This window comes from Paenibacillus sp. CR_12 (genome assembly GCF_041953985.1).
Taxonomy (GTDB): Bacteria; Bacillota; Bacilli; order Paenibacillales; family Paenibacillaceae; genus Paenibacillus_AQ; species Paenibacillus_AQ lautus_A.
The window spans coordinates 73,922-90,422 of record NZ_JAVFHO010000003.1; the positions used below are offsets into that span (position 1 = coordinate 73,922).

13 protein-coding genes are annotated in these 16,501 nt (G+C 54.0%); 3 read left to right on the plus strand and 10 right to left on the minus strand.

From position 1 onward, the window contains the following. Positions 1-45: 45 nt before the first annotated feature. The 7 genes from RB297_RS12680 to RB297_RS12710 all read right to left on the minus strand — a co-directional run bounded on the left by RB297_RS12680 (position 46) and on the right by RB297_RS12710 (position 10,448). Positions 46-2,490 (minus strand): glycogen/starch/alpha-glucan phosphorylase, encoded by a 2,445-nt coding sequence (locus RB297_RS12680; protein WP_375120622.1) that lies wholly within the window; start codon positions 2,488-2,490, stop codon positions 46-48. 37 nt (positions 2,491-2,527) lie between these two features. Beyond that, the gene (gene glgD, locus RB297_RS12685) at positions 2,528-3,631 is read right to left on the minus strand and encodes a glucose-1-phosphate adenylyltransferase subunit GlgD (protein WP_213580554.1); all 1,104 of its coding nucleotides are present in this window, start codon (positions 3,629-3,631) and stop codon (positions 2,528-2,530) included. 13 nt (positions 3,632-3,644) lie between these two features. Continuing rightward, the gene (locus RB297_RS12690) at positions 3,645-4,826 is read right to left on the minus strand and encodes a glucose-1-phosphate adenylyltransferase (RefSeq protein ID WP_375120623.1); all 1,182 of its coding nucleotides are present in this window, start codon (positions 4,824-4,826) and stop codon (positions 3,645-3,647) included. A 442-nt stretch (positions 4,827-5,268) separates the two neighbouring features. Then, complete coding sequence (locus RB297_RS12695; RefSeq protein WP_375120624.1) at positions 5,269-6,291, minus strand: MBL fold metallo-hydrolase; 1,023 nt, start codon at positions 6,289-6,291, stop codon at positions 5,269-5,271. A gap of 700 nt (positions 6,292-6,991) precedes the next feature. Further along, positions 6,992-8,719 carry a proline--tRNA ligase gene (locus tag RB297_RS12700; RefSeq protein WP_375120625.1) on the minus strand — a complete coding sequence of 576 codons (1,728 nt, stop codon included), beginning with the start codon at positions 8,717-8,719 and terminating at the stop codon, positions 6,992-6,994. Between the two features lie 372 nt (positions 8,720-9,091). Then, positions 9,092-9,397, minus strand: a complete 306-nt coding sequence (locus RB297_RS12705; RefSeq protein WP_375120626.1) for an ArsR/SmtB family transcription factor — start codon at positions 9,395-9,397, stop codon at positions 9,092-9,094. Positions 9,398-9,401: 4 nt separating this feature from the next. Beyond that, the gene (locus RB297_RS12710; protein ID WP_375120627.1) at positions 9,402-10,448 is read right to left on the minus strand and encodes a flavin-containing monooxygenase; all 1,047 of its coding nucleotides are present in this window, start codon (positions 10,446-10,448) and stop codon (positions 9,402-9,404) included. 245 nt (positions 10,449-10,693) lie between these two features. Here RB297_RS12710 and RB297_RS12715 point away from each other — a divergent pair, with 245 nt between their 5' ends. The 3 genes from RB297_RS12715 to RB297_RS12725 are packed head-to-tail and all read left to right on the plus strand — an operon-like array spanning position 10,694 to position 13,024. Further along, entirely contained in the window at positions 10,694-10,945 is a 252-nt protein-coding gene (locus RB297_RS12715) for a FeoA family protein (RefSeq protein ID WP_015733973.1), read from the plus strand. Beyond that, positions 10,942-11,688, plus strand: coding sequence for a FeoB small GTPase domain-containing protein (locus tag RB297_RS12720; protein ID WP_096775371.1), 747 nt, complete (start codon positions 10,942-10,944; stop codon positions 11,686-11,688). Before RB297_RS12715 ends, RB297_RS12720 begins: the two co-directional genes overlap by 4 nt. Continuing rightward, the gene (locus tag RB297_RS12725) at positions 11,639-13,024 is read left to right on the plus strand and encodes a nucleoside recognition domain-containing protein (protein ID WP_375120628.1); all 1,386 of its coding nucleotides are present in this window, start codon (positions 11,639-11,641) and stop codon (positions 13,022-13,024) included. Before RB297_RS12720 ends, RB297_RS12725 begins: the two co-directional genes overlap by 50 nt. A 195-nt stretch (positions 13,025-13,219) precedes the next feature. On the opposite strand, the gene RB297_RS12730 is transcribed toward RB297_RS12725, so the two are convergent. From RB297_RS12730 to RB297_RS12740, 3 genes are all read right to left on the minus strand, one after another. After that, positions 13,220-14,104, minus strand: coding sequence for a carbohydrate ABC transporter permease (locus tag RB297_RS12730; RefSeq protein ID WP_375120629.1), 885 nt, complete (start codon positions 14,102-14,104; stop codon positions 13,220-13,222). A 13-nt stretch (positions 14,105-14,117) separates the two neighbouring features. Then, positions 14,118-14,999 carry a carbohydrate ABC transporter permease gene (locus tag RB297_RS12735; protein ID WP_090910779.1) on the minus strand — a complete coding sequence of 294 codons (882 nt, stop codon included), beginning with the start codon at positions 14,997-14,999 and terminating at the stop codon, positions 14,118-14,120. 95 nt (positions 15,000-15,094) lie between these two features. After that, positions 15,095-16,414: an extracellular solute-binding protein gene (locus RB297_RS12740; RefSeq protein WP_096775369.1), complete on the minus strand. Its 1,320-nt coding sequence runs from the start codon at positions 16,412-16,414 to the stop codon at positions 15,095-15,097. Between the last annotated feature and the right edge of the window lie 87 nt (positions 16,415-16,501).

Below are 16,501 nucleotides of genomic sequence, written 5' to 3' on the forward strand. Positions count from 1 at the left end.
GCCATTTCTATGACGAGGTTCTTTTATATGCATCGATATCGTAGACTATCCCTTCAGGCCAACCTTCACAGGCGAAACATTCCAGATGTCGGATGCATAGCGGTGAATCGTATTATCGCTCGAGAAATGTCCCGAGTGCGCGATATTGACGATCGACTTCTCGGTCCAGGACCGGGCATTCAAATAAGCATCATCAATGGCCGACTGGGTTGCGACATAACTGGCAAAGTCCTCTAACACAAAAAACTCGTCATTATGGTCCAGCAGGGACTGCAGGATCTGCCCAAACTCCAGCTCGTGGCAGCAGAACGGGCCCGAGGAAATCAACTGATTCAGCACGCGGGCGATTCTCGGGTCCTGCTCATACCGCTCCCTGGATACATAAGCTCCCGTCCTGTAATACGCTAACACGTCCTCCAGCTCCAATCCGAAGAGGAACATATTCTCTCTGCCGAGCAGCTCGAACATCTCCACGTTAGCCCCATCCAGCGTTCCGATGGTCAACGCGCCGTTCATCATGAACTTCATGTTTCCCGTGCCGGAGGCTTCCTTGCCGGCCGTGGAAATCTGCTCGCTTACGTCGGCTGCCGGAATAATCTTCTCCGCGAGTGAGACCGAATAATTTTCAAGAAACAGCACCTGAAGTTTGTCATTGACCTGCGGATCCTTATTCACGACATCCGCAACGACGTTAATGAGTTTGATGATGCTTTTGGCCAAATAGTAACCCGGTGCTGCCTTGGCGCCAAAAATAACGGTACGGGGAACGCGATCCATGCCCGGCTGATCCTTAATCTCGTTATACACATGCATGACGCGTAAAATATTCAGCAATTGCCGCTTATAGCCGTGCAGCCGCTTCACGTGCACATCGAATATGGAATCGGGATTGACCGCGATCCCTTGTTTATTCGCGATATAATCGGCAAGCCGCTCTTTATTGCTCCGTTTGATCCGCTGAATGCCCTGCTGGAAGGCGGAGTCGTTCCTCAGTCCCTTGAGCTGAATTAACCGACGCGGATCCGTAATCCATGAATCGCCGATACCATCGCAGATCCATTGACTCAGGCCGGGGTTGCTGTGCATCAGCCAGCGCCGGTGGGTAATCCCGTTCGTTTTGTTGCTGAAACGCTCCGGATACAGCTCATAGAATGGTTTCATGACCTGCGTCTTCAGCAGCTCCGTGTGCAGCGCGGCCACGCCGTTCACGTGATAGCTGCCCACGATCGCCAAATTGGCCATGCGGATCTGGTCGCTTTCCAAGATGGCGAGCTGGGAGATGCGCTCATGATCGCCAGGATAACGGTCCAGCAGCATGCCGCAGAAGCGCTTGTTGATCTCTTCGATGATCATGTAAATGCGCGGCAGCAGCTCACGGACCATGCCGGCAGGCCATTTCTCCAACGCTTCGCTAAGCAGCGTATGGTTCGTATAGGATACGGTCCGGCTCGTGATGTCCCACGCCTCATCCCAGCCGAAGCCCTTGTCGTCGATCAGAATTCGCATCAGCTCCGGAATCACTAAGGTCGGGTGGGTATCATTGATATGAATGGCAACATGTTCGGGAAGCTCATGATAGGTTTTGCCCAGCTTGTCGAACGTTCTAAGAATGCTCTGAACGCCGGCCGAACAGAGGAAGTACTGCTGCTTGAGGCGAAGGAGCTTGCCTTCGTATGCCGAATCATCCGGGTACAAAAACTCCGATATCGATTCGACCGAACGGTTGTATTCCAAAAATTTATAATAGCTGTTATGATGATGGGCCGAACGGATTCTGGATATATCCGAGGCGGACTCGGCGCTCCACAGCCGCAGCGTGTTCACCTGCCCCTCGCAGTAACCGATGACCGGCACGTCATAAGGCACGGCCAGGACCCGTTCGTAGTCCGCCGTGCGAAACACGGTCCGCCCCTCCTGCACGTCCACCTCCACGCGGCCCCAGAAGCGAACTTCCACCGCCTTGTCTGCCCGACGTTCTTCCCAGACGTTCCCCCGCTGGAGCCAGTTGTCGGGCAGCTCCACTTGATGGCCGTCGATGATCTTCTGTTCGAACAGGCCGTACTTATACCGGATGCCGCAGCCATGGCCTGCATAGCTAAGCGATGCCAACGAATCGAGAAAACACGCCGCAAGGCGTCCGAGCCCCCCGTTGCCTAGGCCCGCGTCCGGCTCCTGCTCCTCGATCTCATTCAAATTCCATCCCAGTTCCATAAGGCCGCTGCGGACCATATCCAGCACGCCCAGGTTCAGCAGATTGTTGCCCATCAGCCGGCCGATCAAAAATTCCAGAGAGAAATAATACACCTGCTTCTGCCCGGTATCCCGGTATTTCCGGTTGGCATCGGCCCATTCCCGTCCGACATATTCCCGGATCATGCCGCCGATGATTTTGTAAACATCCTCAGCCGTTGCTTCCTCAAGTCCCTTCCCCAACCGACTCACCAATTGCTCCGTAAAGACCTGCTTGAATGTTTCCTTGTTGTTAAACAAAAGAAAGTTCCTCCTGACGGATCGTTTTATTTTAGGATCAGATCGAAATGTCCTTGGCAATGACAAAAGGTTTGCGAAAATCGCCTTGGAGCTTATGGTCGCGAGAGATGAACACATCTTTATCGAGTATGACGTTCTCGAGCCTTACGTTTTCGCCGATGACGCATTTTTGCATAATGATGGAGTTATGGATGCTTGCGCCCCGCTTCACCTGTACCCCGCGGAACAGAATGCTGTTCTTCACTTCCCCGTCGATCTGGCAGCCGTTGGCGACCAGCGCATTGCTTACATCGGCCGAATTCAGGTATTTGGCGGGAACCTCGTACTTGATCTTGGTGTGGACCGCCTGCTTGCGGAACAAGCTGTTATACGCCTTCGGATTCAGGAGGTTCATGCTCGTGCGGTAATAACTTTCCAGGGAGTTGATCACCGCGTGATATCCGAGGTATTCATATCCCGCAATGTTCAGCTTGTGCCGGTTTTGCATGATCGCGTCCCGAAAAAAGTTGTTGCCGCCATGGGCGATGCAATGATCGGCCATCTCGAGAAAGCGCGATTTCTCCATCACGAACATTTCCATATATACCGCATCATGCTTGTGTTCATAATGAATGTCCGTGACCATGCCGTCCTCGTCAACTTCCAGGCGGACGCAGGAACGATGCTCCTCCCTCGGTGCATTCACCCTGGTATACACGAGCGTTACGTCGGCGCCTTGCTCCAGATGGTACTCGTACACCTCGTTCAAATCCACCGTGCTGATATGCTGGCTGCCGGAATGCACGATAAACTTCGCCGCCCCCCGCTCAAAAAAATCGAGATTGTTATAAATATGCCGCAGCTCGCCGGCGGACACATCCGTTTCATCGTTCCAATCCGGCGGAAGTATGAACAGGCCGCCCCGTTTGCGATGCATATCCCACGGCCGCCCTTCGCCCAGATGGTCCATCAAGGAGCGGTATTTCCTGCGAACGAACAGGGCGATATCCTCAATGCCCGCGTGCATCATATTGGACATCACAAAGTCGATCAGACGGTACCTTCCCGCGAAAGGGACGGCGGCCCCGCACCGGTAATACGTCAATTCACTCAGCACATCCCGTTCATGCTCCAAATTTATAATACCCATGAGTTCTCTCATCTGCGCACCCGTCCTAACCTTGATTATTGTGGGACGAAGACGATTGAAGCAGCTTCAGGACGTCTTCATCATGACTGCTTACAAGCACGATCTGGGATGGATCTTCCGGCGGCGGACCGATCCGGGCATGATCTTGAATGACCATGTCCTCGGTCACGATCGCCCGGTGTATGCGAACATGGCTGCCGATGCGTACCTTGGGCATGATGACAGAATCGGTAATGACGCTGCCTTCCCCCACCTCCACGCCATAAAAGAGGACCGAATGCTCGACCTCGCCGCACACGGTGCAGCCTTCGTTGATCATGCTGTTCCGGACGACGCCGTTCGGAGAAATATACTCTGCCGGCTGATTCGGATTCCGGGTGTAAATGCGCCACAGCGGATCGTTCAGATCCAGCTTGGGCTGCTCGCTCAGCAGATCCATATTGGCTTCCCACAAGCTCTCGATGGTACCGACGTCCTTCCAGTACCCTTCGAACGGATAAGCATACAGCGTTTTGCCGTCCGCGAGCATCCTCGGCAGAATGTCGTTGCCGAAATCATGGCTCGTATCCGGAAGGTCCGCATTCTGCAGTAAATAAGAACGCAGCAGCTTCCAGCGAAACAGATAAACGCCCATGGAAGCCGTTGTGCTCTTCGGATGCGCCGGCTTCTCCTCGAACTCGAAAATCCGGTAGTCCTCATCCGTGTTCACCATGCCGAACCGTTTCGCTTCGTCCAGGCTTACTTCGATGACGGAGATGGTGCAATCGGCATCTTTCTCCTTGTGGTAAGCCAGCATGAGGTCGTAATCCATCTTATAGATGTGATCACCCGACAAAATCAAAACGTGCTCGGGATCGTACTGGTCGATAAACTTGAGATTCCGGAAGATCGCATCCGCCGTCCCGCGGTACCAGGTCGTCCCGTCCTCGCGTTCATGCGGCGGGAGCACGAAAACGCCCCCATTCAGCCGATCCATATCCCAATCGCTTCCTACGCCAATGTAGGAATGCAGAACCAGAGGCTCATACTGGGTGAGTACCCCGACCGTGTCGATTCCCGAATGGGAGCAGTTACTCAGCGGAAAATCAATGATCCGGTATGTACCCCCAAAATAAACGGCCGGTTTGGCCAGCGTCTTGGTCAGGCCCTTCAGCCGTTTGCCTTGACCTCCTGCGAGCAGCATCGCGACTACTTCTTTTTTCTTCATGACAGATTCTCCTTTGAGGGGCTTAATGAGATACGAATCCTATAACATGAAAATTGCAGAGTGAACCAAGGGAACGCTTCGATACGAAAAATGGCGGGTGGATCATGGTGATCAGTGTTAAAGAAAAAAGCGCTTGAGGGAATGCCTTGCCAAACAGCAAAGGTACATCAACTATATGCGGGGTAGAGAGAAACTCTGACTCGAATGAGGGAAGGCCGCCCCCATCTTAGGTATCGCCTGCCTTCTCTTCTCTAAAAAAGGCCATGGAGACACTTGCCAAGCATCCTGATCGCGGCCGTTACGCCAGCAGCCTAAGGGTCACTTCAAAATATCGGATGCTCCATTATGTAGCCTTCTGAATCTATTAAACAAAAAACCGCCCTTTCTACGCATGATGGAAGCCAACGTACAAGCAGACGGTTTTATTCATGTCTTGATTATATCAGGAATGCGGCGGTTTCCGTACAGAAAAATAGCACATTCCGTCCCCGGTTTCGATCATCGCGGCTTCTCCGCGCCGGGCCAGCTCGGCGAGATGGGCCAGCGCTTCGCACATGGCGAAGCGCAGCTGGTGGATGCCGAGCTTATCGCCGAAGAGGGCGGTGCAGACCTCGTAGGCGGTGAGCCGTCCGGCAGCGCTCAGCATGCCGGCGATGGTGGTCAGGCGCTCCTCGTGATGGAGGAGGAGCGCGTCGATCCGTTCACGGAAATGCGTGAACGGGTGGCGGTGTCCGGGATACGCCGTCCGGACATGCAGCTCCCGCAGGCGGCGCAGCCCTGCAAGGAAAAGTGCCAGCGGCTCGGCGTCGCTTCCGGGCACCAGGCTCACGTTAGGCGAGATTTGCGGCAGCACGGCATCGCCGCATAACAGGACGCCGCTGTCCGCATGGAAGAACGACAGATGCCCCGGCGCATGGCCGGCCGTTTGCACCGGCATCCAGATCCGGTTCCCCATCCGGAACGGCAGGTCCTCCCCGATGAACGAGATCTCCGGCTGCGGCGCGACTTGGGGAAAGAAGCTGTTCAGATGCTCCGGCAGCAGGGCAAGCTTGGTTTCCGGCATGCCATGCTGCCGAAAGAACTCGGGGAGCGCACGATCCATCGAGGAATCCGCTCCCCACATCAGCATCGCTTCCCGATGCGCCCGCTCTGACATCCACACCTTCGCTCCAGAACGTTCCTGAAACCACCCGGCAAGCCCGTAGTGGTCCGGGTGATGATGGGTCAGCACGACGGAGACGATGTCGCTGAAATCCATCTCCAGCTGCTCCATCGCCGCCAGCCATTCCCGCTCCGAGGAAGCCGTGCGCGGCCCCGGATCAATGACGGTCACCCCGTCATCTCCCCGCAGCACATAGCTGTTCACCCATCGTAACGGGTTGGACAGTGCAATTTTCACCTGACTGAGCTGATGCTCTTCTATATAATGAATATCCGGGCTGGAGCCCTTTTCTTCCTGATTCATCGTAGATGTAACCTCCGTCCGCAGTATGACTTATTATCCGACTCCTTCATCATAAGCTTGTAATCGGGATATGTATAGAAGGCTGCGGTGGTTTGTTTGCTCGCCTTGCCGAAGTGTCGATTTCACGGAAAGATAAGGTGTCAGAGTAGCAGCAATGTTAGTACAAGGATTCAATGATTGATGTGAGCGGGTTACTATGTCTCATTAAAGGACGCTGCGCGTACGTATCGTTCCTCCAATCGCTGTTGCCCTCGGATTTTTCTTACTGTATTTAATGATTGTAAAAATCCGATGGCAAAGGCGGACCGCTGCCGCTTTTCCGGAATCGATTCGTTCGCTCCGCTGCTTCATGCTACTTCATCATAAAGCGTTAAACATCTGGTCGGCTCCTTATGGCTTATTAGCAAACGAACCATCTTCATAAACGAAAAAGCATCCCCTAAAGTCATACAACCTTGGGGATGCCTTCTCCTTTTAAGGAAATCTAGGTTCACTTGAGCTAGGAGCTGCGTACGCTCCATTATCCATCCTGTAAGTCGTTATTAGAGACTTGAAAGTTGTGCACTTTCTGTTTTCGATTCACGAAATCCATCTCCGGGAATTGCACGTTCTGCAACTTCATGATCTTCCAAGTTCATTCCTTCTCATCATCCTCCAACTTCATGAATAATTGGCCTCATACTTAGAGGCTCCACAGCATTCACTTCAGCTGACGGGCTGCCTCCTCGCGGGAACGCTGGATTGCTTCCTCGGCAAGCATGCTAAACTTGATTCCATCCTCGCCCATCCATTCAACCTCCCCCGAAGCCGCACCGCGCCCGACGATGATGCGCAGCGGAGCGCCCGCAAGGTCGGCATCCTTAAACTTGACCCCGGCCCGTTCGTCCCGGTCGTCCAAAAGAGGCTCAAGACCAGCACCGCTCAGCTCGCGGTAGATGTGCTCGGCCAGTTGCATCTGGGTCTCATCCTTCACCGCAACCGGAATGATGTGGACCCTGAACGGAGCGACGGACATCGGCCAGACCAAACGTCCATCCGAAATTCGCTGTTCGGCAATGGCCGCCATGACGCGGGAAACGCCGATACCGTAGCATCCCATGATCAGAGGTTTTTCCCGGCCGTCGGCATCCAGGTACTTGCCGTTCATGGCGTCACTATATTTGGTTCCCAGCTTAAAAACATGCCCGAGCTCAATCCCGCGATGAAACTGCAGCGGTGCTCCACAGCGCGGGCAAGGCTCTCCTTCCGTCACATTCCGGAAATCGCCGACGTAATCCAGCGAGAAATCAAGTCCCGGGCGGACCCCCTTCAGATGGGTGTCCTCCAGGTTCGCACCGGTAATGCCCTCCGGCATGGCGGCCACTTCATGATCGACCATAATCTTTAGTTGTAAGCCAACCGGTCCCGCAAACCCGACAGGTGCCCCTGTCGCCTGTTTGACCTCTTCGGCACTCGCCATTTCCGCAGCTTCTGCTCCCAAGTAGGACTTCACCTTGGTCTCGTTTGCTTCCCTGTCCCCACGGACAAGCACTGCAACCAGTTCACCGTCCACGCGGTAAATCAGCGTCTTCATCAATTGCTCCGCACCGACCTGGAGGAAATCCGTCAGTTCCTGAATGCTCTTCACTCCAGGAGTGAATATGCGCTCCATAGCTGAGCTGCCGCCGGTTTTTACGGAATCCCGCATGGCATCAGGCTCTCCCGGAGCCGCAGACTCCGCACGTTCCAAATTCGCCGCATAACGGCAATCGCTGCAGGATACAACGGTATCCTCCCCTATGTCGGCCAGTGCCATGAATTCATGGGTCTCCCCTTGTCCGCCAATCGCGCCGGCATCGGCTTCCACCGCCCGGAACATCAGACCGCAGCGGCTAAAGATTCGCTCATACGTGTCATACATGTTCCGGTAGGACGCGTCCAGTCCCTCCCAGTCCCGATCGAAGGAATACGCGTCCTTCATCAGGAATTCCCGGCCCCGGAGCAGACCAAAACGAGGGCGTCGCTCATCCCGGTATTTGCTCTGAATCTGGTACAGGTTGACCGGCAGCTTCCGGTACGAGGAAATCTCCTGGCGTACGATGGACGTAATCACTTCTTCATGGGTTGGTCCAAGCACGAATTCACGGTCATGGCGGTCATAGAGCCTGATCAGCTCCGCGCCGTATACGTCGTATCTGCCCGATTCCTTCCACAGCTCGGCGGGCTGGACAGCGGGCATGAGAAGCTCCTGCCCGCCTGCTGCGTCCATTTCCTGCCGGATGATCGCTTCGATCTTCCGCAAGACCCGCCAGCCCAGCGGCAGGTACGAATAGATCCCTGCCGCCGTTTGACGGATATATCCGCCGCGGAGCATCCATTGATGGCTCAGTGCTTCCGCCTCGGACGGCACATCGCGCATCGTGGTCATCAATAATTGGCTTTGCCGCATCTTCCTCATACTCCTTCTTCTACTATCCATGAATAAGCACCAGCCGCACGCAAAAAAAGCACATTCGCCTCCTAGGGACGAATGTGCTCGTGGTACCACCCTGATTCCATCTTGCAGACCGTCTGGACGCTTCTAGCAAGATGCTTCATGCGGCGGTAACGGGCCAAACCGGCGCCGCTTGGTTACGGCGGGCAACTACAAGGTAGGAAGAATGCAGCCTGGCGGGGAGAAGCCTTTCAGCCGTGGGCTTCCTCTCTGTCTCGCCGAATCTTGCATTCTCATGTCCTTGATGATGGTTATTCACAGAATTTCATTTTCCAATACATTACAGCCGTGCGGCCGGAATGTCAAGCCTCAATAGGACGGGATGTTCTAATGAGAGATATGGTCCAACACCTGCTGCAAAATCCCGATAACATGCTCATCTTCATACGTGTAATAATATATATTTCCGTCCCTTCGGTATTTGACCAGTCTCAAACTTCGCAGATAGCCAAGCTGATGGGATACCGCCGACTGACTCATGCCAAGCACCTCGGCAATATGACCGACAGGGCATTCTTCCTGTGAGAGCAAATGAAGAATCCGGATCCGCGTCGGATCCGAAATGGCCTTCAGGAGTCGTGACGCTTCCATGGCCTGGTCTTCGTGCAGCAGCTCATGGTGTTCTTTTTCCATAAACTTATCCCCTCTTCTCCATAATGGCTTGAACGATTTCGCGGGCATCCCGTGAAACTCCTGCCAGCAGCGCGGAGCCCCGATGCGTCTGCCAAGGCAAGCCTACATAATACAGCCCCTTCACCGGACTGATGCCGCGTGTATGAATAAGTGCCTTCTTGCGATCCAACGCTTGCTCTATATAAAGCCAATCATAGCCGGCAGCAAAGCCGGTAGCCCAGACGATGTTCCGGACCTTGAGCGCCGTCCCATCCTCGAATCGCATGCCGGAAGCGCCGGCACCAACGGCTCTCGTTTTCAACACCACTTTACCGCACTTGACCGCTTGTTTCAATTCATATCCGAAAATCGGGTCCCCCATGCCCCTCAGCTTGCGTCCCACCCAGGAGGAACTGCTGGCTGAGAGAACGCCGAGCCTGTCCAGCCACCAGAACATCCCCTTCCCCCAAAGAGCCATTGGCAAATACCGCGGCGGCTGCCCAAGCGCCAAATACGTCTCCCGGTCCCCGGACAATTCCACCGCGATCTGCGCCCCGCTGTTTCCGCCGCCAACGACAAGCACATCGCCCTCTTGAAGCTGGGAAGGCCTCTTGTACTCGGACGAGTGCAGCTGGAGAACATCCCCCGGAACAGAGGCTGCAAACGCAGGGATTCTAGGCTGCTGAAACGGTCCGGTTGCGATAATAAGCGCCTTGGTATGGAAGCTTTTGCGATCGGTATCGACGATAAACATTCCACCTTCCTTGCGGACCGATGTTACATTCGTCGCGAACTGAATGGGCAGCCTGAACCGTGCCGCATAGGATTTCAAATAGGAAGCCACTTCATCTTTATCCGGGAACCCGTGCGGATCCCCCTCTATATCCATCCCATATAGCGCGCTATGCGTTCTGGGCGTGAACAATTTCAGGGAATCATACCGCGTCTTCCAAACCTCCCCCGCCTCCGATCCCCGATCCAGCATCAGAAACTTCATCCCCGCCTGCTGCAGCCAATAGCCGGATGCCAATCCCGCCTGTCCCGCTCCGATTACGATAACATCCCAAACCATATAGGAATCCCCCTTATTTATATGAATAGTTGCTCATATATAAATATTACACGCATCTTGCTTCCCTTTCAAGCATAAAATGGAAGTTCCAAGGGAAGCTGCATGGGGACCATCCGCATGAAACCGGAATAAATATCGGATGAATCCAGTTGACAATACACGCATTCGGTCATACTATAGGCATAAAGTTGCTTCAAGGAAACAATATATGCTCGGCCCAATTTATTAGGGAGAGGTTAAACTTTATGGATGAGACAAAACATCGGCAGCATCTGCATCAGGCAGCTCTCGGAGAGCGATTTTTGATTGAACAGGTGGATATCCGCGGCGAACATAAACGGCGGCTTCTGGACCTCGGTTTCGTTCCGGGTTCCGTCATCGAAGTGCTGAAGGCCAGCCCGCTCGGAGATCCTACCTCTTATAGAGTAGCAGGCACCGTCATTGCGTTAAGAAAAGAAGAGAGCCAGTTAATATGGGGTAAGGTGATATCATCATGAGAACGTATACCGTCGCGCTGGCGGGCAACCCGAACACGGGAAAAAGCACGCTTTTCAATGCGCTCACCGGCTTGAAGCAGCATACCGGCAACTGGTCCGGCAAAACGGTCAGTCTCGCGAGCGGCCATTACGAATACAAAGACGCCCGCTTCCAGTTCATCGATCTGCCCGGGACGTACTCCTTGTTCTCCAACTCGGCCGATGAAGAAGTGGCGCGCGATTATATTATTTTCGAGAAACCGGACGTTACCCTCCTGGTCCTGGATGCAACCGCGCTGGAGCGCAGCCTTAACCTGGCCCTTCAAGTGCTGGAAATGACCGACCGCGTCATCGTTTGCCTGAATCTGATGGACGAAGCGAAGAAAAAAGGAATCCAGGTTAACGCGCGCAAGCTGGCGGATCAGCTCGGCGTTCCCGTCATTCCCATATCGGCCAGAAACAACGAGGGGCTGGACGTATTGTCCGAACAGCTGCTGCTGATGTCCTCGGGACAGACTCCGACTAAGCCCTACCGGATGAAATACAACGAACAGCTGGAGGCGCAAATTTCGGGATTAGAGTCCCAATTACGAGACGTTGTCGGAGACGAATATCCGGCCAGATGGCTGGCCATCCGCTTTCTCGACGGAGACCGCAAGCTGATTGCGACGTTGAAAGAGAGATTAAAGGCCGCGGATAAAGGGGGGATTTCACTTGGAACAGCTAAAGCGCTTGGAAGCTCTAACAGCGGCCATTCCTTCTGATCAGGTTGAGGATGTCCGGGAAGACATCGTGGGCGAGTTATTCAAAAAATCCCGGGAGCTGTGCAGCGACGCCGTCACCGTAACCAACCGGGAGCTGCTGTACCGTTCCGAGCGGCTGGACCGCATCTTCACCTCCAAGCTGTGGGGATTCCCGATCATGCTGGCCATGCTCGGCGTTATTTTTTACTTGACGATCGCCGGGGCAAACGTGCCCTCTTCCATGCTGGCCAGTTTCTTTGGCTGGGTTGAAGGATACCTGACCCTGGCTTTTCAGGCCATCCATGCTCCCGACTGGCTCCATGGCGTGCTGATACTCGGGTTGTTCCGGGGGACCGCTTGGGTTGTCAGCGTGATGCTGCCACCCATGGCCATCTTCTTCCCGGCCTTCGCGCTTCTCGAGAACTACGGCTATTTGCCGCGGGTAGCCTTTAACCTGGACCGACTGTTCAAAAAAACGGGAGCGCACGGCAAGCAGTCCCTCACCATGGCGATGGGATTCGGCTGTAATGCGGCCGCCATTATGTCGACACGGATTATCGAATCGCCGCGGGAGCGGATGCTCGCCATTCTGACCAACAACTTCGTGCCCTGCAACGGTCGTTGGCCGACTTTGATCCTGCTGGCTTCCTTGTTCATGGCGGCCGGCTTTTCGGGAGGAGCCCAGACGCTCGTGACCGCCTCCGTTGTCATGGGCATGGTGTTGATCGGCGTCGTTGTCACGCTTACGGTGTCATGGGGATTATCGAAGACGGCATTGAAAGGCGTTCCTTCCCACTACACGCTGGAGCTGCCGCCATACCGCAAACCGAAAATCCTGAATACCATACTCCGGTCTACGCTCGACAAAACGATTTATGTCCTGCGCAGAGCCATCATCGTCGCAGCGCCCGCAGGCGTGCTGACCTGGATTTTGGCCAATATCTACGTCGGGGATTCCAGCATCCTGATTCACTTTGTAAGCTTCCTTGACCCGTTTGCACGCGCGCTCGGACTTGACGGCTTCATTCTGATGGCCTTTATCATCGGGCTTCCCGCGAATGAGATCGTGCTGCCGATCCTGCTGATGGGATATTTGGCAACAGGCTCCCTGACGGAGGTGGAGGATATGTTTGCCCTCAAGCAAATCTTCCTGGACCAAGGCTGGACCTGGCTGACCGCGCTGAACATGATGCTGTTCTCGCTGCTCCATTACCCCTGCGGAACCACGCTCGTCAACATCTGGAAGGAAACGAAAAGCGCGAAGTGGACGTTCCTGTCCTTTGCCATTCCGACGGCCATCGCCATCGGCGTGACCTTCCTGGTCGCCAAGGCGGCGCGGGCATTGGGATGGGTTTAAACGACAGGCTTCGGCAGGCAAAAGTTAGTTTCATCATGTACGGGGCATCCGCAAGGTTAATCCAACCTTGGGATGCTTTTTTTATGGCAAGCGGCCCTGCAAGCCAAACATTATGCAATAGAAAACGAGCCGCTCCAAGAAATCCCTTGAAACGGCTTGTTTTTTTTATCCGAATATTAATGAGTTCGAAGAAACTTAACCTTTAACAGAACCCGCCGCAATGCCCTCCACGATACGATCGCTGAGGAAAAGGAACATCAGCAGGATCGGCAAAATGCTGATCATCAGGGTTGCGCCGATAGCGCCCCAATCGGTCGTGTACTGACCGATAAAGTTCTGGACGCCGACGGTCAGCGTCTTGAACATATCCGAGCTGATGAACGTGTTCACGAAGATAAATTCGTTCCAGTTATAAATCATGTTAATGATGGCAGTCGTCGCCAGCACCGAGCCCGTCATCGGAAGCACGATCCGGAAGAAGACCCGGTGAACCGAACAGCCGTCCATGACCGCCGCCTCTTCCACTTCCTTCGGCAGCGTGTAATAGAATCCGAGCAGAATCATGATCGTGATCGGCATATTGAAAGCCACGTACGACAATATCAAAGAAACCGGATGATCGGTCAAACCGGCCTTGTTAAAAATGCTGAACAGCGGAATCAAGGTGGAGTGAACCGGAATCATCATGGCCACCATAAACAACCCGAGCACGAATGAGCTGCCCTTCCATTTCATTCTCGTAATCGCGAAGGTGACGAGACTTCCCAGAATGACCGTAAGCGCAGTCGCGACAACGGTGATCCACACGCTGTTCAGAAAATAAACGCTGATGTTGCCGGCGCTCCATACCTTCTCGTAATTCTCCCAGCGCGGATTCATCGGAAGGGACAGAGGCGGAAGATCGAATACTTCCTGATTGTTTTTCAAAGAGAACAGCAGCAGCCATACGAGCGGGAACAGCTGGAATACGGCTACGCCGATCAGCACGATGTACAACAGCGCGTATCCAATCCTGCCTCCAGCTCCGTTTCCGGAACGGGCGCGCCCTTCTTGGAGCTGTCCAGTGGCTCCGGATATCATGAAGCATCCCTCCTTATGAATATTGGATCGTTTCTTTCGATGCCGTTAATTTCCGAATGACCCACGTTACGATCAGACAGATCACAAGCAGGAAGAACCCGATCGCGCTGCCGTAACCGAAATCATAAGCGCGGAAAGCCGTATGATACATGTAGGACGCCATGACTTCACTCGCGCCGTTAGGCCCCCCGTCCGTCATGACGAAGATGAGGTCGAAGTATTTCAAGGAACCTACCACCGCCAGCACGATCGTCACCTTGATCACTTCCATGATGAGCGGAAGCTTGATTCGGAACGCTATTTGGAAGGAGGTTGCCCCATCGATTTTAGCTGCTTCAACCAGCGAGGCCGGGATATTCTTCAAGGCTGCATAATAGATCAAGATATAAAAACCGGCATACTGCCACAAAATCGGAATAAACAATGCAAATAATACAAGCGACGGTTCGGCAAGCCATGCGGGCGGGTTCGTGATCCCGATGGACTCCAGGAAGCTGTTCACGATCCCGTTCGTCGGGTGATAGATGCGCAGCCAAAGCTGCGCGATGGCAACGGAGGACAGCAGCATCGGAATGAGATAGATTTTGCGGAACAGGTTGGCGCCTTTGATCTTGGAGGCCAGCACCATCGCCACGGCCAGGTAAATCATCAGGCTTGCAGCCGAGAATACGGCTAACAGCAGGGAGTGCCATGCACTGTCCCAGAACTTGCCGTCCGAGAGCAGGGCCTGGTAATTATCCAGCCCGATAAAGGTCATCGCACCGATTCCGTTCCATTCGTTCAGTCCGTAATAGGCGGTTAGCATGATCGGAATATACACGACAGCCATGATCACAAGCAGTGCAGGCAGAACATACAGCGCGATGATTTTTTTGTTGGACATCACTTTATCCAAAGTGTCCGACTCCTTTCTTCCTATGGTCTTGAGGAAAGATTTATCCGGCATCGCTGCCGGATAAATCGCATCCTGTTTCATCGTTGTCCCGAGTCTTAGTTCCCTTTGGAAATCGCTGCGTCATGCTCTTCGGAGAATTTCTCAGGTGTGACGGCTTTGCCGAAGAGCGCCTGGATCATGTTCAGATGCGTTTCGGCGGCATTCGCCTGCATTTGCACATCCGCGAACAAGGTAATGCTGCTAGCTTTGTTCATTTCATCGAACAGATCGATGTACAACTGTGGAAGCTCAAGCGCCGAGGTATCCACCTTGGTTGCCGGGATGACGCCGGCACCCGTTACCGACTGCTCGCCCCACTTGGTCACGAAATACTCCACGAATTTCTTGGACTCTTCCTTCACCTTCGAGTTTTCGCCGATGAACAAGCCGACGCCCGGTCCGCCTACCCAGCTGTTAATATCGCCCTTGCCGCCTTCGACGGTCGGGAATTTGAAGAATCCGACGCTGTCGCGGAATTCTTGCGGAATCTCTTCATTCGTCGTGAAGTTCGGCAGCTCCCAGGTACCCATCATGTACATGGCCGCTTTGCCGTTCAGGAATTCCGACTTCGCTTCCTCGTTGGACAAGCCGTTGAAGCCTTTGACAAACGCGTTGCCATCGACCAGCGATTGAACTTCGGCGGCTGCCTTGACGAGCGATTCGTCCTTAAACGAGCCAGAGCCGCTGATTGCACCGGCCAGCGTTTCTTGTCCGCCGATCCGGTCTGCCAGGTACATGTACCAGAGCGAACCGGTCCAGCGATCCTTGTTGCCGAGCGCGATCGGAGCAATTCCGTTATCGGACAGCGTTTTCACGACCGTCTTGAATTCTTCGTAGGTTTGCGGAATCTCCAGGTTGTGTTGTTCGAATATCGCCTTGTTGTAGTAAACCGGAGCGATATTGAACTCGAGTGGAAGCGCATACGTTTTGCCGTCAATCGCATAAGCCTCGGTCGTGCCCGCCACGAACTTGTCGCCCAGCTGACCGTCCAGCAAATCGTCGACCGGTGCAAACAGGTTGCCTTCCACGTACGGCTTCAGGAATCCGGCTGCCCAGGTCACGCCTACGTCCGGAAGCTCGTTCGATGCGGAAAGCACCTTCAGTTTGTTTTTGTATTGCTCATTATCCAGAACTTCCTGTTTGATCGTCACGTTCGGATTCTCTTTTTGATATTCTTCGATGATCTGATTCACGATTTTGTTCTGTCCCGCGGAGACGCCCGCCGGCCACAAGTGCATGAAGTTTACCGTAACTTTATCGCCTTCGCTAGCGCCGCTGCCCGATTCTCCCGTGCTGCTGCTGTTCGATCCGCAGCCGGCTGCAACCAAAGCGAGACACAATGTCAAAAGCAGAACCGTCCATTTTTTATTGAACACGTTTACAACCCCTTTTCTAGTATGCTATTCGCGTTATGAAACCGCTTTAATCAAATTTTATCAGTGAGGGGAAGATTGTATAAGGTC